Annotated in this window: 24 protein-coding genes; 10 read left to right on the top strand and 14 right to left on the bottom strand. The window is 63.7% G+C overall.

Annotated features, from left to right (window positions below; genetic code table 11):
* Positions 1–29 precede the first annotated feature (29 nt).
* From H7F35_RS22075 to H7F35_RS22060, 4 genes are read right to left on the bottom strand one after another with little or no spacing between them, the layout of a single operon-like run.
* Positions 30–602, bottom strand: coding sequence for a hypothetical protein (locus H7F35_RS22075; protein WP_187108719.1), 573 nt, complete (start codon positions 600–602; stop codon positions 30–32).
* Positions 599–991 (bottom strand): hypothetical protein, encoded by a 393-nt coding sequence (locus H7F35_RS22070; RefSeq protein ID WP_187108718.1) that lies wholly within the window; start codon positions 989–991, stop codon positions 599–601. Before H7F35_RS22070 ends, H7F35_RS22075 begins: the two co-directional genes overlap by 4 nt.
* Positions 985–1,455, bottom strand: a complete 471-nt coding sequence (locus tag H7F35_RS22065; protein ID WP_187108717.1) for a Ref family recombination enhancement nuclease — start codon at positions 1,453–1,455, stop codon at positions 985–987. The genes H7F35_RS22070 and H7F35_RS22065 overlap by 7 nt, the downstream gene beginning before the upstream one ends.
* Positions 1,452–1,706 (bottom strand): recombination protein NinB, encoded by a 255-nt coding sequence (locus tag H7F35_RS22060; protein ID WP_187108716.1) that lies wholly within the window; start codon positions 1,704–1,706, stop codon positions 1,452–1,454. The genes H7F35_RS22065 and H7F35_RS22060 overlap by 4 nt, the downstream gene beginning before the upstream one ends.
* A gap of 32 nt (positions 1,707–1,738) precedes the next feature.
* On the opposite strand from H7F35_RS22060, the gene H7F35_RS22055 reads away from it, so the two are divergent.
* From H7F35_RS22055 to H7F35_RS22010, 10 genes are all read left to right on the top strand, one after another.
* The gene (locus H7F35_RS22055; RefSeq protein WP_187108715.1) at positions 1,739–1,930 is read left to right on the top strand and encodes a hypothetical protein; all 192 of its coding nucleotides are present in this window, start codon (positions 1,739–1,741) and stop codon (positions 1,928–1,930) included.
* Between the two features lie 2 nt (positions 1,931–1,932).
* Positions 1,933–2,133 carry a hypothetical protein gene (locus tag H7F35_RS22050; protein WP_187108714.1) on the top strand — a complete coding sequence of 67 codons (201 nt, stop codon included), beginning with the start codon at positions 1,933–1,935 and terminating at the stop codon, positions 2,131–2,133.
* Positions 2,134–2,182: 49 nt separating this feature from the next.
* Positions 2,183–3,181, top strand: coding sequence for a recombinase RecT (locus tag H7F35_RS22045; RefSeq protein ID WP_261803305.1), 999 nt, complete (start codon positions 2,183–2,185; stop codon positions 3,179–3,181).
* A complete protein-coding gene (locus H7F35_RS22040) occupies positions 3,162–3,794 on the top strand; it encodes a lambda exonuclease family protein (RefSeq protein WP_187108713.1) in 633 nt (210 codons plus the stop codon). The genes H7F35_RS22045 and H7F35_RS22040 overlap by 20 nt, the downstream gene beginning before the upstream one ends.
* Positions 3,795–3,802: 8 nt before the next feature.
* Complete coding sequence (locus H7F35_RS22035; RefSeq protein WP_187108712.1) at positions 3,803–5,035, top strand: hypothetical protein; 1,233 nt, start codon at positions 3,803–3,805, stop codon at positions 5,033–5,035.
* Complete coding sequence (locus H7F35_RS22030) at positions 5,032–5,325, top strand: hypothetical protein (protein ID WP_187108711.1); 294 nt, start codon at positions 5,032–5,034, stop codon at positions 5,323–5,325. The genes H7F35_RS22035 and H7F35_RS22030 overlap by 4 nt, the downstream gene beginning before the upstream one ends.
* Positions 5,326–5,330: 5 nt before the next feature.
* Positions 5,331–5,849 carry a class I SAM-dependent methyltransferase gene (locus H7F35_RS22025; protein ID WP_261803704.1) on the top strand — a complete coding sequence of 173 codons (519 nt, stop codon included), beginning with the start codon at positions 5,331–5,333 and terminating at the stop codon, positions 5,847–5,849.
* Positions 5,846–6,046 carry a helix-turn-helix transcriptional regulator gene (locus tag H7F35_RS22020; RefSeq protein WP_187108710.1) on the top strand — a complete coding sequence of 67 codons (201 nt, stop codon included), beginning with the start codon at positions 5,846–5,848 and terminating at the stop codon, positions 6,044–6,046. Before H7F35_RS22025 ends, H7F35_RS22020 begins: the two co-directional genes overlap by 4 nt.
* Before the next feature lie 123 nt (positions 6,047–6,169).
* Complete coding sequence (xth, locus tag H7F35_RS22015; protein WP_187108709.1) at positions 6,170–6,955, top strand: exodeoxyribonuclease III; 786 nt, start codon at positions 6,170–6,172, stop codon at positions 6,953–6,955.
* A 4-nt stretch (positions 6,956–6,959) separates the two neighbouring features.
* Positions 6,960–7,511: a hypothetical protein gene (locus tag H7F35_RS22010; protein WP_187108708.1), complete on the top strand. Its 552-nt coding sequence runs from the start codon at positions 6,960–6,962 to the stop codon at positions 7,509–7,511.
* Positions 7,512–7,533: 22 nt separating this feature from the next.
* Here H7F35_RS22010 and ntrC read toward each other — a convergent pair whose 3' ends face one another.
* The 10 genes from ntrC to H7F35_RS21960 form a co-directional block, all read right to left on the bottom strand.
* Positions 7,534–9,081, bottom strand: a complete 1,548-nt coding sequence (gene ntrC / locus H7F35_RS22005; RefSeq protein ID WP_187108707.1) for a nitrogen regulation protein NR(I) — start codon at positions 9,079–9,081, stop codon at positions 7,534–7,536.
* Positions 9,082–9,105: 24 nt separating this feature from the next.
* Positions 9,106–10,185 (bottom strand): nitrogen regulation protein NR(II), encoded by a 1,080-nt coding sequence (glnL, locus tag H7F35_RS22000; RefSeq protein WP_187108706.1) that lies wholly within the window; start codon positions 10,183–10,185, stop codon positions 9,106–9,108.
* Positions 10,186–10,196: 11 nt separating this feature from the next.
* Positions 10,197–10,706 (bottom strand): hypothetical protein, encoded by a 510-nt coding sequence (locus H7F35_RS21995; protein ID WP_187108705.1) that lies wholly within the window; start codon positions 10,704–10,706, stop codon positions 10,197–10,199.
* 143 nt (positions 10,707–10,849) lie between these two features.
* A complete protein-coding gene (gene glnA, locus H7F35_RS21990; RefSeq protein WP_187108704.1) occupies positions 10,850–12,265 on the bottom strand; it encodes a type I glutamate--ammonia ligase in 1,416 nt (471 codons plus the stop codon).
* Positions 12,266–12,411: 146 nt separating this feature from the next.
* Positions 12,412–13,212, bottom strand: a complete 801-nt coding sequence (locus H7F35_RS21985; RefSeq protein WP_187108703.1) for a competence/damage-inducible protein A — start codon at positions 13,210–13,212, stop codon at positions 12,412–12,414.
* Positions 13,209–14,087, bottom strand: coding sequence for an EI24 domain-containing protein (locus H7F35_RS21980; protein ID WP_187108702.1), 879 nt, complete (start codon positions 14,085–14,087; stop codon positions 13,209–13,211). The genes H7F35_RS21985 and H7F35_RS21980 overlap by 4 nt, the downstream gene beginning before the upstream one ends.
* A 50-nt stretch (positions 14,088–14,137) precedes the next feature.
* On the bottom strand, positions 14,138–15,112 hold the full coding sequence (locus tag H7F35_RS21975) for a sterol desaturase family protein (protein WP_187108701.1): 975 nt from the start codon (positions 15,110–15,112) through the stop codon (positions 14,138–14,140).
* Between the two features lie 9 nt (positions 15,113–15,121).
* On the bottom strand, positions 15,122–15,931 hold the full coding sequence (locus H7F35_RS21970; protein WP_187108700.1) for a polysaccharide deacetylase family protein: 810 nt from the start codon (positions 15,929–15,931) through the stop codon (positions 15,122–15,124).
* Entirely contained in the window at positions 15,915–16,931 is a 1,017-nt protein-coding gene (locus H7F35_RS21965; protein WP_187108699.1) for a YncE family protein, read from the bottom strand. Before H7F35_RS21965 ends, H7F35_RS21970 begins: the two co-directional genes overlap by 17 nt.
* Positions 16,932–17,021: 90 nt before the next feature.
* The gene (locus tag H7F35_RS21960) at positions 17,022–17,762 is read right to left on the bottom strand and encodes a pseudouridine synthase (RefSeq protein ID WP_187108698.1); all 741 of its coding nucleotides are present in this window, start codon (positions 17,760–17,762) and stop codon (positions 17,022–17,024) included.
* Between the last annotated feature and the right edge of the window lie 34 nt (positions 17,763–17,796).

The following is a 17,796-nucleotide window of genomic DNA, read 5'->3' as shown; positions in this document are numbered from 1 at the left end:
GACCTCTCGCAAAAAGATTTTGCAGTATTTCAGAAGTCCAGCCGAGCCGCGATCTTGCGCATTGCAGCAGGGCCGGCCCTACCCTGCTCGCGCTCCATCTCGCCCACCAGCCAGCGTGCGAGGTCTCGATGCTCGTGGCGAAACTGACGCTCGAATGGGATGCGCCCCGTTCCCTTGCAGGGCTTGCAGATCGCCCCGCCGAGGGTCGTGCTGCCCTTGATCAGCCCCTGCCCGTGGCCGCCGCAGTGCTTGCAGACGCTGTCACGGTGCCATGCGAGGCAGGCCTTGGCCATGTCGGCGCACTGCAGCATGGTCAGCTTCAAGTGCATCGCTGGCGCCTTGCCGCGCAGCCACTCGACCATGATCTCGACGATCTCCTGCGCTGCGTAGTTGTCGCCCATAAACAGGCGCTCGAGTGGGACGGCGAGCGGCGCCTTCGGGATTGGCACCTGCTGCCCGCGCGACCATGTGCGGCCCTCCGCCAAGTCGCGGCCGGCCAAACCCATCGCGCCCAACACGTCTGTGTCGCTGTAGGTGGTGCGGGCGTCGACCGTGAGGCAGGACGAGCGGACGGCGGTGGCGTAGCGGTCTTGAATGCTCATGCGCGCTCCCCAAATGGACGTTGATCAGCAAACACCGGGTACAGGTCTGCGTTGCAGTCGGGCAGTTCAGCCCAAGCAGCGAAGTGCTCGGGGTTGTAGTGCGACGTACCCAGGAAATTCCAGAACCCTTGAAATTTCCCATCCCAGAACTTCGCCTCGACTTGGTGATAGCCATCGCACTGGTTGTAGAGCAGCACCTCGCACTGCTTCGTCGGGATCACGTCCATTGGGCTGAACGTGAGCGCGAAGGCCCGAGCGCGGGAGTCGGAGCCGGATGCCGGAAGGCCCCGGATGCGACGGCACGCTTCCGCAATCATCCCTGCGCCGAGCTGGCCGCTTTCAAGGTTCGCGGCGACTTCTTCATTGGTGAATGGGCGTGTGATCAGCATTCCGTCTCCTTGCCCTTGGGCGTGATGTTCAAAAGCTGCAGGGCCTTGTCCAGCATGTCCTGCTCAGTGAAGCCGTAGTGCTTGGGGAAGGCCTTGGTTCCGAGGCCGTGCACGCCAGTAGTGCCACGGTGGTGCTCAGGGCAAAGCGGGATCAGCGTCATCCAGTCGCCCTTCCCCCAACCCATGCCTGCGCGCAGGTGGTGCAGCTCGACGTCGGGCGTGAACACGTCCAGCGCCATGTCGCAGCACATGCAGCCGAGTTCGACGAGCCGGGCCTTGTGCAACTGCTCAAGCACGCCGCCGCGCGCCGGTGGCGCACCTTTTGGGGCCGGATGCGCAGCAGCGGCGCAATGCGCCATGACAGCCTTGCGGGCGCCGTTAGGCTTCAGGCCCAAGGCGGCGCGCTCAGCCATCGCCATGACGCTGGATTTCTCGCGGATGTAGGGCTTGCGGGCGAAGGTCACTGCGGCGCCACTCCCCACCGCTTCGGCGTCGACCAACGCACGTTGTGCTCTGCTCCGAACGCCAGCAGCCATTCGATGAATGCGCTTGCCAGCTTCACGCTGAACTTGCGGCTCTGCGCGCCCACCATGACGAAGCCTGCGTGGTTCAACGCCGGCAGCAGTTGGACCGAACCGAACTTCGCCCAGTCATCGCGGAATTCCGCGTCGTCTTTGGTCTCGTGCTTGAAGGCGTCGAACCGTGCTCCTTGCAATGCTTCTTCTGGCGCGGCCTCGCGGAGAAGCCATGAGCCTCGCCCACCTGCCCAACTGGGCCATGTGCCTTCTGCTGTTCGTCCTGCTCGTAGTAGTGCCTGCCATGTCGCCACTACTCGGACCATCCGAGGTTGATGCAGCCCAACGCATCGCCCATATCGAAAACGACCGCGCCGCTGAGTACGCGGCATCCCAGAACCGTGCCCTTGTGGCGAAGGAGTGAACGTGGACTTTCAAGAATTCACTAGCGCAGTCGAAGCTGCCAAGAGCGACATCAAGCGCGGCGATACAGCATCTCGCAATCTTGCCAGTCTGCTCTGCGGTCGCCTTCGCGTGGCTGGAGTTGCTGGTTATGTCCTCGCTGAATTGAAGCGCGAGCTGCAAGACTTCAACCGCCAGACTGGCACGTGGAAGGAGCGGGAATGAACGACCTTTTCAGTCCCTTCACCGCCCACAGCGAGGAAGAGCCCTCATCGTGGGTTGGCAGTCTCGTCATTTCTTTGATCTTGGTTGGCGCTTGCATGTTCGCTGGCCTTTGGGGGGCTTCGGTATGAGTGCTATCCAAACGATCACCAACTACGTCTATGGGGCCGAGGATGGCTTCCAGAATGTGCTGGTGGACCGCTCCCTGAACTTCGAGCGCGAAGCCGGTTTCGCTATCCAGGTGCTGACCTCGAATGACTACGTGGCGAAGCTCGCTGCAGGGGATCGGCAATCCGTGGTCAACGCGGTGACCAACATCGCGGCCATCGGCATCAGCCTGAACCCCGCCAAGAAGCAGGCATATCTGGTGCCACGCAAGGGTAAGATTTGCCTAGACATCAGCTACATGGGCCTGATCGATCTTGCCATTCAGTCGGGTTCGATCATGTGGGCTCAGGCTGATCTGGTCTACGCCAATGACGCCTTCACGCTCAATGGCTTCGACCGGCCGCCGACCCATTCATTCAATCCGTTCTCCAAGGAGCGCGGCGACATGGTGGGCGCCTATGTGGTCGTCAAGATGCACAGCGGTGACTACCTGACCGAATGCATGAGTCGCGAAGACATCGACGCCATCAAGAACCGCTCGGAGTCCGTCAAGGCTGGCAAGCAGTCACCTTGGGATACCGACTACGGAGAAATGGCGAAGAAGACCGTCGTGAAGCGCGCCTACAAGTACTGGCCGAAGTCGGACCGCCTCGATCAAGCCATCCACCACCTGAACACGGATGGCGGCGAAGGTCTGGCATCACTGAATGCGAAGTCTGTGAGCTTGGACCCACAGCCCGTCATTGACGGCTTGCGCATGACCAAGACGGTAGACGAACTGAAGAACTACTGGGCTGAGAACAACAGCAAGCTCGCCAGCGACCTAACAGCGCACGACTCGCTGAAGACGGCCTACAAGGCGCACCTAGCTCGGATCAGGGCCGAACAGGCAAAGGCTGACGTAACCGATGTGGAGGCTAAAGATGCCGTGGCTGAAGCTTGATCAGGGAAGCGAGGAATGGCTCGCAGCGCGCCGGGGTGTCGTGACAGGCTCCCGCTTCAAGGACTGTCGCAGCAAACTCCAGAACGGCCAGCCGTCCAAATCATGCCTTGACTATGCCCGTGACGTTGCACGCGAGCGCTTCGGTGGCACCGCTCCTGCCAAGTCACAGAACGCTGCAATGCGAACAGGCGTAGAGCAAGAGCCGAAAGCGCGGGCGCTGTACGAGGCTCGCACCGGCTACATGGTCGATGAGGTTGGCTTCTTCGCTACCGAAGACGGCTTCTTCGGCCTAAGTCCTGATGGCCTTATCGATGACGACGGCGTGCTTGAGATCAAGACCATTGTGAGCAGCGACACGTTGTTCACGGCCTTGGTGGATGGCGACCTGTCGGCCTACCGCGATCAGTGCTTGGGCTACCTATGGCTGCTGGGCCGCAAATGGGTTGACCTGGTGCTGTGGGCGCCCGACCTTGAAAAGGCTGGACGCAAGGGCCTGCACATCATCCGCATCGACCGTGATGAGGACTCCATCGAGAAGCTGGAAGCCGACCTGATGGCTTTCGTTGCACTCGTTCAAGACCGTGAAGAACAACTGCGGCTCAAAGCTGCCTGAGGCCCACCATGACCGACAACAAAACCCTGTGCATGGACGCTGCCGGCGAGACTGGCGAAGTCGTGCTTCGCTGTGCTGAGGGAGGGGCGCCACGCACCCTGCAAAGCTGTGCGGAAGCATTGATTCAGGCCGGCCATGATTTCTGGAAGGCTTGTCGTCGTGACGCAGGAGGAGGCGCCGTTCGCTGGCTTAACGTCACGGACGGAACCACGATCATCTTCACGCGCGGCGAGTACGCTGACCGTCTTCTGAAGACTATCGGCGACGACTACCACGCGCCGGAAATCGTCTTCAAGCACGCAGACCCCGACGATGAAGAGCGTCATGTCATTGCCAAAGTGGCCGCTCCTCAGGCCAGCAGCAAGGGTGGCGAGGCGGTGGATGCCCTGCGCGAATTCGTCGCCTTGAAGCCGTTGGCCTATGGCGCTGTTGGCACGCGAGACGTGGACATTGCTCTGTGGCACAAGGCGCACGCTGCGGCCGAGCGATTCCTCGCCGCCAAGGATGGCGCTGCCGGTCAAGAGAAGCAGCCCGGGGCATGGCAGCCGCTCGCGTCAGCACCAGACGGCGTTCGCGTATTGCTTGGCCCGCGTGAAGCCCCTGTAGTCGGCATCGTTCGGCAAATGCCTGAATGGGCCGACGAGCAAGAGCCCGTCGCGGCCGTCATCCACTACAACGGCGCCACGTTGGTCGCCGGATACCACTGTTCTGAATGGCATCCGCTGCCTCTCGCCGCACCCAGTGCCGCTATCGCTGCGCGCGAGCAGGGGGCAATCAACACCGCGCGGCTGGCATGGCTGCACACGGCGAACAAGGATGCCGAGGGCTACGAATACGGTGTCTGCAAGGTGAAGTACGACGAGGCCGGAAAACTGGTGTCGTGCCTCTGGACGGCGGGTGATTCGTCGGATGTTGATGCGGCCATGTCGGCTGCTGACCGGCCCTCAAAAGAGTGGTATGCGGCCAAGATCGCCGAGACGCTGGATGACGATTTTGCCATCGGCAAAGCCGCCCTCGCATCACGCGAGGAAGCGCCAGCAGCACCCCAGCAGAGCGCAAGCACCAAGGGGCCGCAGGCTCGTCAATGGCCCAAGACGGCAACGCCCGAAATGGTCGCTGCCTTCAAGCATCGCTTCAAGGAAGGCTCCTTCTTCAAACAACGCTTGGAAGGCGCCATCGAGGCGATGCTCGATGCGGCCCCTGCTCCCTCGCCACAGGCTGAGACGGGGGAGGCATCGTGATCGAAACGCAACGCACCCCATGGCCGTTCCCTGCAGAGGTCGCGCGAGAAGTTGAACGCGAACTAACGTCGTCTGTGTACGCGCCCGCGCCTCGCGACTTGATGGCGTCAGGTCATTTGCCGGCTGACTTTGAAACTCGCTGGATAAGCAACATCGCAGCCATGCGCGACGCGACTGAGGCCAAGCAACAGGCTGATAAGGGACGCCAGCAGTTGTGCCGCGAATTGAATGAGGCGCGCGCCTTTCTCACCGCCGCACAGCCTGCCGATGGCAAGGGAGAGAAGCTGTGAGCGCATTGCCTTCAATCCTTGACGCCTGCTGCGGGAGCCGTATGTTCTGGTTCGACCCGAAGCACCAAGGCGTGCTGTTCGGCGACGTGCGCGAGGAATCGCACATCCTCTGCGACGGCCGCGCGCTCGACATCAAGCCGGACGTTCTCATGGACTTCCGCGACATGCCGTTTCCCGACAACTCGTTCAAGTTGATCAGCTTCGACCCGCCGCATCTGCGCAAGGCCGGGAAACTGAGCTGGCTCGGCCTGAAGTACGGCGTGCTTGGCCAAGATTGGCGCGATGACATTCGCAAGGGATTCGCCGAGTGCTTTCGGGTGCTGGAGCCCGAGGGCATCTTGATCTTCAAGTGGAACGAGATCCAGATCAAGGTGAGCGAGGTACTTGCGTTGACCGAGCACAAACCGCTATTTGGTCACAAGTCCGGCAAGCGCGCGGACACGCACTGGATCACATTCATGAAACCAGCACTCGCCGCAGCTCAGACCGGGCTGGATCGTGGGGAGGGGGAGAGAAAGCAATGAACACGATGAACCAAAACTGCATGGCATTTCAGATCAACCGCGTGGCCCAGATGCTGGATGTCTCCAGATCGACGGTGTACCGCCTGATCCGCGACAAGCACCTCACCCTGGTCAAGGTCGGCAAGCGCAGTAGCCGCATCACGGCCGAGAGTGTTTCCGAACTTCTCAAGGCTCGAGAATCGACCGAGGGCGGCTAGGATGATCGGGTGCCCAGCCCCGTTTGAAGCCCTTGTTTTTTGGGTAGCTAGACGGGTAGCCAGGGTAGCCAGACAGCCAGATCAGCACCCCAAGTGATTGATCTAAAACACTTTTTTTCTCACATGAAAATCGCCACCTGGAACGTCAACTCCCTCACCGCCCGGCTGCAGCACGTGCTCGACTGGCTGGCCGCCAACCCGGTCGACGTGCTCTGCCTGCAAGAGCTGAAGATGACCGACGACAAGTTTCCGCTCGACGTGCTCAAGGCAGCGGGCTATGAAGCGGCCGTGTTCGGCCAGAAAACCTACAACGGCGTGGCCATCCTGAGCCGTGCACCGGTGCGCGATGTGGTGAAGAACATCGGCGGCTTCACGGACGAGCAGTCGCGCGTGATCGCGGCCACGGTCGATACGCCGTCGGGCCCGCTGCGCGTGGTCAACGGCTACTTCGTGAACGGCCAGGCGCCGGGCTCGGACAAGTTCGAATACAAGATGAAGTGGCTGGACGCATTGCGCGAATGGCTGCGCCAGGAACTCGTGGCGCATCCGAACCTCGTGCTGCTGGGCGACTTCAACATCGTGCTGGAAGACCGCGACAGCTTCGACCCCGTGGGCCTGAAGGAAACCATCCACCACACGACCGAAGAGCGCAACCATTTCAAGGCGCTGCTCGATCTGGGCCTGAAAGACAGCTTTCGCATGTTCGATCAGCCCGAGAAGAGCTTCTCGTGGTGGGACTACCGCATGCTGGGCTACCAGAAGAATCGCGGGCTGCGCATCGACCACATCCTCGTGAGCGAACCGCTGGTGCCGCGCGTGAAGGGCTGCATGATCGATCGCGTGCCGCGCAAATGGGAAAAGCCGAGCGACCATGCGCCGGTGGTGCTCGATCTCGATCAGGGCGCCTGAGCCGATGACTGCGCACGCAGCCGCTTCGCATGTCGCCGCCCTTCCAAGGGCCCTTCGAGCGCTTGCGGTCGCCGTCGCGGCATTCGCGATGGCCGGCTGCTCGCTGCTGAAGCCGGCGGACAAGACGGAAGACGGCAAGCCCGTCGCAACAACGCCCGCCGACGAGACCTCACCGGGCAGCCGCGACGTGCCGACCGTGCGGCTGATCACCGCGCAGACGCCCGCCGTGCGGGCTTATCGCAAGCTCGGCGCGCGCCACATCTACAGCAAGTACGCCAACCGCATCTACAAGGGCAAGATCCCGCCGCTGGTCTATGCGGTGGTGGTGGTCGAGACGGACCTCGATGCGAGCGGCAATGTCGTGAACGTGGCCTTCAGCCGGGTGCCGAGCCATGCGCCGGAAGTGCCGCCGATGATTGCCGAACTGATCAAGGCCACGTCGCCGCTGCCCTCTCCGGGCAAGCTGGGCAGCCACACGTACGTCGACACGTGGCTCTGGGACAAGAGTGGGAAGTTCCAGATCGACTCCATCACTCTGGGCCAGCGCAGCAGATAAAAAAAGGCCCCGTCGGGGCCCTTTACTCGATACCCAGTTCCTGGATTTTTCGAGTGATGGTGTTGCGGCCGATGCCGAGCTTTTGCGCGGCTTCGATGCGCCGGCCGCGTGTGTTGGTCAGCGCGGTGAGGATCAGCCTGGATTCGAAGCGGCGCGAGAGCACGTCCCACACGTCGGTGCGGCCGGCGGCCAGCAAGGCCTGAGCTTCGATCTCGAGGCCGGCCTCCCAACTGCTCACACCGCCTGGGGTGCCTTCAGCAGCTACGGGCGCGGCAGCAGTCGTCGCTACCAGGTCATGCTCGGCACCGTGCACAGCGGCGGCCAGGGGCTGCATCGCCGTCGCGGCAACTGCTGCGGCTTCCGTTGCGTGCCCATCCACTGCGGTTGTTGCGGCACTGGCCACAGCCATCACTTCGGGCGGCAGATCCTTGGTTTCGATCAACTGCGCCGGCGCCATCACGGTCAGCCAGTGGCAAATGTTTTCGAGCTGTCGCACGTTGCCCGGAAAACCGAAGGTCGCGAGCTTGACCAGCGCCGCTTCGGAGATCCGCTTGGGCTCGACGCCGAGCTGTCGCGCGCTCACCTGCAGGAAGTGGCGCGTGAGCGCGGGCACGTCTTCGCCGCGTTCGCGCAGCGCCGGCAGACGCAGACGAATCACGTTGAGGCGGTGGAACAAGTCTTCGCGGAAACCGCCGAGCTTGACGCGCTGCTCCAGGTCCTGGTGGGTGGCTGCGATCACGCGCACATTGGCCTTGACCGAGTTGTGGCCGCCCACGCGGTAGAAATGGCCGTCGCTCAGCACGCGCAGCAGGCGCGTCTGCAGATCGAAGGGCATGTCGCCGATTTCGTCGAGGAAGAGCGTGCCGCCTTCAGCTTGCTCGAAGCGGCCGCGCCGCATGGTCTGCGCGCCGGTGAAGGCGCCGCGCTCATGGCCGAAGAGTTCGCTCTCGAGCAGGTCTTTCGGAATGGCCGCGGTGTTGATGGCCACGAAGGGGCCGTTGGTGCGCGGCGAGTGCTTGTGCAGCGCGCGCGCCACCAGCTCCTTGCCCGAGCCCGATTCGCCGGTGATGAGCACCGTCACGTTGCTTTGCGAGAGCCGGCCGATGGCGCGGAACACGTCCTGCATGGCGGGCGCCTGGCCCAGCATTTCGGGCGCGGCGACCATGCGCTCTTCGGCCACCTCTTCGCGCTGGCTTTCATCGACGGCGCGGCGGATCAACTCGACCGCGCGCGGCAGGTCGAAAGGCTTGGGAAGGTATTCGAAGGCACCGCCCTGGAAGGCCGACACGGCGCTGTCGAGGTCGGAGAACGCCGTCATGATGATGACCGGCAGGCCGGGGTGCTTGGCCTTGATCTTGTCGAGCAGGTCGAGCCCCGAGCCGCCCGGCATGCGGATGTCGCTCACCAGGACCTGGGGGCCTTGCTGTTCGTCGTCGTCGGCCTGTTCGAGTGCTGCGAGCACCTCGCGCGTGTTGGTGAAGCTGCGCGTGGGCAAGTCTTCGCGCAGCAGAGCCTTCTCGAGCACGAAGCGAATCGATTGGTCGTCATCAACTATCCAGATCGGCTTCATGCATCTCCTTGTTGCCGTGCTGCGCTAGGGCAGCGGTATCAATATCTTGAAATCAGTCCGGCCCGGGACGCTGTCGCACTCGATCACGCCGTGATGCTGTTGCACAAAAGTCTGCGCAAGCGTCAACCCCAGCCCTGTCCCGCCTTCCCTGCCCGAGACGAGCGGATAGAAGATGCGGTCCTTGATCGTGTCCGGCACACCCGGTCCATTGTCGATGACATGCAATTCCAGTGCCAGTCGATACCACTGCTTGTTGAAGATGACCTGGCGGGCCACACGGGTCTTGAAAGTGATCTGCGCGTCACCGGCCGCGCGCCGCTCTGTCAGGGCCTGCGCGGCGTTGTGAACGATGTTGAGGGTGGCCTGGATCAGCTGCTCGCGGTCGCCGCGAAACTCGGGAATGGACACGTCGAAGTCGCGCTCGATGTGCAGGTCGCGCGGAAACTCCGCAAGGATGACCGAGCGCACGCGTTCGCAGACTTCGTGGATGTTGACGTCGCCCACCACGTGCGGGCGGCGGTGTGGTGCCAACAGCCGGTCGACCAGCGTCTGCAGCCGGTCGGCCTCGTGGATGATGACCTGGGTGTATTCGATGAGGTCGCGCGACTCGACCTCCATCTGCAGCAACTGCGCCGCGCCGCGAATGCCGCCGAGCGGATTCTTGATCTCGTGCGCGAGGTTGCGGATGAGTTCCTTGTTGGCCTGCGCCTGGTCGATGAGGCGCTCTTCGCGGTCCTGCCGCACCTGCTGTTCGAGCGGGGACATCTCGATGATGAGTTCACCCACCTTGTCGCCCTGCGCGAGCGTGACCTGCACGGGCATCAGCTCGTGGTTCACTCGGCGCAGAAAGGCCTCGTAGCGCAGCGTGGCGAAGTCGTTGCTGCGTGCGCCGTCGATGGCGGTGCGCAGCACCTGCGGCTCATGAAAGCACGCGCCGAACTGCGAACCTTCGAGCGTGCGGCGCGATGTACCCAGCGCGTCTTCGAGCCCTGCATTGGCGAACAGAACAGACCCGTCGCTGTTGACCACGGCAATCAGCGTGGACAGCAGGTCGAAGGTCTGAAAGCGCACGTTGGCGCCAACCGCCTTCTTCCCGAATGCCATGTTTTCCTTGCTTACTGCGGCTGCTTGACCGGCAGGCGGCCGATTTCACGGCGAATGCCGGCGATGTCGCTTTCGTTGCGCGCCAGCTCGGCCTTCATCTCGGCCACGCGGTCGAGGTACTTCTGGTAGTTGCGGCCTTCGCTGCCTTGCTTCTCGGGCTCGCCGTTGTTGTAGTCCTTCTGCAGCTCGGCTTGCCGAGCCTCGGCCTTCTTGAGCTCGGATTCGAGCACCGAGCGGGCCTCGCCATCGCGGGCGCGCTGGTCGACGCCTTCGACGCGCGGGCTGCCGGCCGGCGCACGCGCGGCGGACGAACCGGAACCGCCCCCCGAGCCACCGCCCGACGCCTTGGTGCCCTGGACGACGGTGACATTGCCGCCTTCCATGACCTTGCAGCCCTTTTGCTGGGCGATGGTGGCGTTGTTGGTGTACTCGTTGCCGCAACGCCAGACGCGCTCCTGCGCGAGCGCGGGCATCGCAGCGATCAGTGAACCGGCCAGGAAAATGAGGGGAGCAGTCTTCATGTGTATCGGTGGAGGGCGCAACAAAGGCGCATTTTCATGCAATTCGACGCCACTGGTGACCAGATGTTCCACGCCAAGGAAAAAGGACGGCCGGGGCCGTCCTTTTGTCTTACTTCCCCGTGAGGGGCTTGCCGATCAGGCGATTACAGCGAGTAGTACATGTCGAATTCGACAGGGTGCGTCGCCATGCGGAAGCGGGTGACTTCCTGCATCTTGAGCTCGATGTACGCGTCGATGTACGCATCGGTGAACACGCCGCCCTTGGTCAGGAACGCACGATCCTTGTCGAGGTATTCCAGAGCCTGGTCGAGGCTGTGGCACACGGTCGGGATCAGCGCGTCTTCTTCCGGCGGCAGGTGGTACAGGTCCTTGCTGGCGGCTTCGCCCGGATGGATCTTGTTTTCCACGCCGTCGAGGCCAGCCATCAGCAGCGCAGCAAAGCCCAGGTACGGGTTCATCAGCGGATCGGGGAAGCGCGCTTCGACGCGGCGGCCCTTGGGGTTCGCCACGAACGGAATGCGGATCGAGGCCGAGCGGTTCTTGGCCGAGTAGGCCAGCTTCACCGGGGCTTCGAAGCCGGGCACCAGGCGCTTGTAGCTGTTGGTGCCGGGGTTCGTGATGGCGTTCAGGGCACGGGCGTGCTTGATGATGCCGCCGATGTAGTGCAGCGCGAAGTCCGACAGGCCCGCATAGCCGTCGCCGGCGAACAGGTTCTTGCCGTCCTTCCAGACCGACTGGTGCACGTGCATGCCGGAGCCGTTGTCGCCAACGATGGGCTTGGGCATGAACGTGGCGGTCTTGCCGTAGGCGTGGGCCACGTTGTGGATCACGTACTTCTGCAGCTGGACCCAGTCGGCGCGCTGGACCAGCGTGCTGAACTTGGTGCCCAGTTCCATCTGGCCGGCGTTGGCCACTTCATGGTGATGCACTTCGACCGGGATGCCCAGGGCTTCGAGCACCAAGCACATTTCCGAGCGCATGTCCTGGAAGCTGTCGACCGGGGGAACCGGGAAATAGCCGCCCTTGACCGCCGGACGATGGCCGGTGTTGCCGTGCTCGTATTCCTTGTCGGTGTTCCACGAGGCTTCTTCGGAGTCGATCTTCACGAAGCAGCCCGACATGTCGTTCTTCCAGCGGACGCCGTCGAACACGAAGAATTCGGGTTCCGGACCGAAGAAGGCGGTGTCGCCCAGGCCCGAAGCCTTCATGTACGCCTCGGCGCGCTTGGCGAGCGAACGCGGATCGCGCTCGTAGGCCTTGCCGTCGGCGGGGTCGATCACGTCGCAGGTCAGGATCAGCGTCGTTTCTTCGAAGAAGGGGTCGATGTTGGCGGTGTTCGGGTCGGGCATGAGCTGCATGTCGGAGGCTTCGATTCCCTTCCAACCAGCGATGGACGAGCCGTCGAACGCGTGGCCCGAGGTGAATTTGTCTTCATCGAAGTGCGACACAGGCACGGTCACGTGCTGCTCTTTGCCGCGGGTGTCGGTGAAGCGGAAGTCGACGAACTTGACCTCGTTTTCCTTGACGAGCTTGAGTACATCGGCGACGGTCTTTGCCATCAGTTTCTCCTGAGTTGGATGGTGGTTAGGAATACAGGGACGAGGGATGCAGTTTCTGTGCCATTGTCACCTCACCCCGCGAGGCTTTGGTGACCACTGCATACGCCAAATGGAGGCGGAAATTCACCAATTTGGTGCAATAAACATTAGCGCACCAATTCTGGGCCGAGCTTGGCATCAAAGGTGTGCAACCCTTCGATCAGCTGAGCATAGGCGGCATCGAGCCGGCCCGGGTCACCTTTCACGCCCAGCTCGATGTGGCGGCCGTATTCGGGGTGATCGACGCTGGGCAGGCTGAACACCTTGATGCCGGCATGCGTGTCTTCGATGGCCTGCATCAGCGGGGTGAGCGTGGCTTCCATCGCACCGAAAACGATCACCGACTTCTCGGCAACGGCATCGCGGGTGAACAGCTCGGCGTAGCGGCTGTCGAGCACCGACTCGATCATCGGCCAGGCCATGACCGGAAAGCCCGGCACGAAGTGCACATGCTCGACGCTGAAGCCCGGGATCTTGTTGTACGGGTTGTGAATGAGCGTGGCGCCCTGCGGAAACACGCCCATGTTGAGCCGGTGCACGTTGTCGGCCCTGTCCGGCTCGTAGGTCACGCCCTGCTCGCGCGCCGTGTCCTGCATGCGTTCGCGGATCAGCAGTTCGGCCTCGGGGTGCAGCGCCAGCGGCACGCGCAGTGCCTTGGCAGCGCACTGGCGGGTGTGGTCGTCGGGCGTGGCACCGATGCCACCGGTCGAGAAGACGATGTCGCCGGAGGCAAAGGCGCGCTCGAGCGCGGCGGTGATGCGCGCGGGCTCGTCGCCGACGTACTCGGCCCAACTGAGCTGCAGGCCGCGCGCGGCGAGCAGTTCGATGACCTTGGTCATGTGCTTGTCGGCCCGCTTGCCGGAAAGGATCTCGTCGCCGACGACGATGAGACCGAATGCGCGTGTCATGGTGAACCCCATTGAGAAAGAGCAGCCTTGTCGGCTTCGATGGCCGCCGTGCCGCTGGCCGCCGAAGCCTCGGCGGCGGCGCGCTGGGCACGCAGTTGCCCGAGCGCGTCGAGGCAGTAGTGCGCGAACCAGAGCGCGGAGAAGGCAAAAACCAGTGTGTAGATCCAGATGGCGATCGGCACCAGCACGAAGAAGGCAGCGGCGAACAGCAGGCCCGAAGCCCAGACGATGCTGGGTGCGGCGCCCAGGTAGCCGCACAGCACGCCGATGCACAGCAGCGGCAACCGGTGCGCGCGCAGCAATGTGGCGCGCTCTTCGGGGCTGGCATGCTCGGCCAGCGCGTCGAAGCTCATCACGCGGTAGGTGAGCCAACCCCAGATCAGTGGCGGCAATATCAACACCAGCGGCGGAATGAGCCACAGCGGCATGGAGACCACGAGGGCAATCAGCGCCAGGATCGTGACGCCCAAAGAACGGGCGACACTGCCAATGAAGGAGGCCCCCTTCTTCTGCTCGAGCGAGGGAAAGCGCCGCTCGGCGGCCAGCCGGGTCAGCGCTGGTGCCATGAAGCCGGCCACGATCAGCAGGCAGAGCACCACGATCAGGGGCGTGGCGGCGAACACCACCACCAGAGGTGCCAGCATGGCCTTGACGTCGCTGGAGAAAAGGCGGCCGATCCATGCCCAGAAACTGGCCAGCAGCGGCCAGGCATCGAGCGCTCCGCGCGTCCAGACCACGGCCGCGTCCCAATAGAAGTACCCGAGCACCGAGGCCAGCAGGATCATCAAACCCAATGGCAGCAGCGACAGCACGATCACGCGCGGCAGCATGCAGTAGGCGACCGCGCGCCAGAAGGAGTCGAGGAGCAGGCGCATGAGGGTGCGAGGATAACGCCTCGGACCGGGATTTCAGGGGCTTGTGGCCCTCAACTGCGGCCGACCATTCGCTTCAGGCCCAGCCATTGCTGCGCCCAGAAGCCGCGACCGTAGTCGCGCACGCGGCCGTCGGCATCGGGCTCGACCTGGTCGCGGATGCCGGTCGGGTCATAGCGCGCCTCGAAATTGGCGGTGCCGAACATCATGTCCCACCACGGCAGCAGCACGCCGAAGTTGTGGCCGCCGAGCGTGCTCTTGCCATTCGACTCATGGCCCAGGCCGATGCTGTGGTGCAGCCGGTGGAAGCGAGGGCTGATCCACAGCCGCTCGCCGATGGCGCCGAAGCTCAGGCGCAGGTTGGCGTGCTGCAGGCTCTCGCTGAGCTGCGTGAAGGCAACGAAGGCAATGAACTGCCCCGGCGCCACGCCGATCAGCTGCGCCACGATCACGATGAGCGTGTCGTGAACGATGTCGTCGAGCAGGTGATTGCGGTCGTCGCTCCACATCGTCATCTGGCGCTGCGAATGGTGCAGCGAATGCAGGCTCCACCACCAGTTGAACTGGTGCTGTCCGCGGTGGATCCAGTAGCCAACGAAGTCGAGCACCACGAGGTAGATGGCAAAGGCGAGCACTGGCACGTCGGTCACGCCGGGCCAGACCTCGTCGAGGTGGAAGGTGCCCCAGCCGGCCGTGCGCAGGCTGCCCATGGCATCGTCGAAGAAGGGCTGCAGCGTGAAGAAGATCGCCAGCCGGAACAGGCCGAGCCGGTGGATCAGCGTGTACAGCACGTCAATGCGGATCGCCTGACGATCGACCACCGGCTCCACCGATCGCCAGCGCTGCAGCGGCCCGATGATCGCGATCAGCACCACGATCTGGATGAAGCCGACCAGCAGCCAGCCGGTGGCGTCGAAGGCGTCCTCGGTCCAGCCGCCCAGGCCGATGGCATAGACCAGCGGCTGCACGGCTGTCTCGAAGAACCAGCCCTGCAGTGCAGAAAAAACGTCAGTCAGCCAATCGATCACGGCGCGAACTCAGGGGTGGGATGCGATCCAGGCGCGGAAATCCGGGTGCTGGCGCAGCGTTTGAAAACAGAAGCCCTTGGCTTTCAGGCCGACGATCAGCGGCTCCAGATTGGCCGGCGCCCACGGGTCCTTGCGCGACCAGATACCCAGGTGCGCGAGCAGGATGTCGCCGGGGCGGATCGTGTCGAGCGCCTGTGTGAGCAGCTTCGCGTTGCTGAACTTCTCGCTCGGCAGTTCGTCGCCGAGGAACCCGGCGGGCGCCCAGCCCACGTATTCATAGCCGCAGGCCTTGGCGGCGGCCAGCAACGCGGGCGAGGTCTTGCCGCCCGGTGCGCGGTACAGCGGCAACGGCTTCTTGCCAGTGATGGCCGCCAGCCGGTCGGACGACTTGCGGATGTTGGCGCAGTACTCGGCCGCGCTCCAGGTTGATTCCTTGCCGTCCTGCGGACCGGCCGAGGGCTTGATGCGGAAGCTGGGCGGCGAGCCCTTGACGTCCCCGCGCCAGTAGGCGTGGTCGTAGGTGTGCGAGCCGAACTCGTTGCCTTCGGCGGCCCTTGCCTTCCACCACGGCGCCCAGTGGTCGTCGAGGCTGTTGCCGTCGGTCTGGGTGCGCTCGGCGGCAGCGAAGAAAGTGACGCGAACGTCCTGCCGCTTGAGCACGTCGGCCACCAGCGGGGCGATGCCCATGTGGCCGGTGTCGAAGGTCAGGTAGACCGGCTTCTCGCAAGAGGCGCCCTGTGCCGCCCAGGCGCCGGGCACCATGGTTGCGGCCAGCAGCAGCGCGAGGACCGCGCGCCCGTGTCTACGTGCGCTTGCCATGATCCAGCGTCCAGACGCCGTGCGGCGAACGGCCGACATTGACCTGGCGCACAACCTTCTGGGCAACGAGGTCGACCACCGTGAGCTTCTTGGCCCAGCGCGAAGTGACATACAGCGTCTTGCCATCGGCCGACACGTCCATGCAGTCGGGCCCGCCCGGCACCGCATAGGTTGCGATGACCTTCAGCGTCGTCACATCGATGCGGCTGATGGTGTTGGCCACCCGGTTGCTCACGAACACGCTCTTGCCGTCGCCGGCCGAACGGAAGGCGTGGGCACCCTTGCCGGTGGGGATCTTGCCGACCAGCTTGGGCTGCGCGCCGGCCACGTCGAACACCTGCACGCCGTCGCCGCCGGTCAGGCCCACGAGCAGGGTCTTGTCGTTGTGCGTGCCGAAGATGTCGGCGGGCATCGGGCCGGTGCTGGTGCGCCACTTGACGGTCTGCGTGGGGAGGTCGACCGCGATCATCTCGTCGCTGTCCTGCATCGTCACGTAGGCGATGGTGCTGGTGTTGTCGATCCAGATGTGGCTGGGCGTCTTGCCGGAGGCGATGCGCTTGGCGAGCTTCAGGTCCTTGCCGTCCCAGCGGTAGATGTCGACGTGGTTCAGGCGGTTGCCCGCCGTCACGAACCACTTCATGTCGCGCGAGAACTGCAACTGGTACGGATCGATGATGCCGTAGACCACACGCTGCACTTCCGCCGTCTTGGGGTTCAGGAAGGTCAGCGAATCGCCCGCCGAATTGGCCACGATGACCGACTTTTCGTCGGGCGTCATGTAGATGTGGTGCGGCTCCTTGCCGGTCGGGATGCGCTGCTTTTCCGTCCAGTCGACGGGATTGATCACGCTCACGCTGGCATCCAGCGAGTTGAGCACGAAGATCGGAGGTGGCTCGGCCGGCGCGGCGGTGGCGGTGTGTGCCGCCAGGGTTGCGAGCGCCGTCAGGCAGGAAAGCAGGAAGGCCGCGATGCGGCCATTCGGTCGGGCAGGAAGTCGCAAGGGAAGGTTCCGAGAGAGAGCTGAATATCTTAACGGCCGTAGGTTAAGGCTGGCTGACTGCACCGGCAGCCTTTCCACAACCTCGTGCCGCTATTTGGATGGTTTGGATGGCGCGCGCAGCGCCGCGACCTGTTCACTGGTCAGCCAGCGCCACTGCCCCGGCGCGAGGTCTTCAGGCAGCACGAGGCCGCCGATGCGCGAGCGGTGCAGGCCTTCGACCCGGTTGCCGACCGCGGCCAGCATGCGCTTGACCTGGTGGTACTTGCCCTCGGTCAGCGTGAGCCGCAGGTGCAGCGGGCTGTCCGACTCGCAGGCGGCCGCGCGCACCGGCTTCGGGTCGTCGTCGAGCACGACGCCAGCCAGCAGCTTCGCGATCTGCGTTTCGTCCACCTCGTGCTTGGCTGTCACCTCGTAGACCTTGGGCACGTGATGCTTGGGCGAGCCCATCTTGTGGATGAACTGGCCGTCGTCGGTCAGCAGCAGCAGGCCGGTGGTGTCCTGGTCGAGCCGGCCGATGGCCTGCACGCCCTGCACCGCGCCCTTGTTGGGGCGCAGCCGCAGCGGCGACGGCAGCAGCGTGTAGATGCTCGGGTAGGTCGAGGGCTTTTGCGAACACTCGGTGCCAGCCGGCTTGTGCAGCATCAGGTAGGCCTTCTCGTGGTACGCCCACTCGGTGCCCTGGACGGTGTAGAGCAGGCCTTCGGGGTCGAGGTCTTCGAAAGGGTCGTCCACCACGGCGCCTGCGATGGTCACGAGGCCTTGCTGGACCAGGCCCGCGCACACGCGCCGTGTGCCGAAGCCTTGGGTATAGAGGATGTCTTGCAGATGCATGGGAAATGAAAAAAGCGGCCGTGCCGACAGGGGC

The sequence above is a fragment of the Variovorax sp. PAMC26660 genome, assembly GCF_014302995.1.
Classification (GTDB): Bacteria; Pseudomonadota; Gammaproteobacteria; order Burkholderiales; family Burkholderiaceae_C; genus Variovorax.
This window is presented reverse-complemented; position numbering and strand designations above follow the sequence as displayed.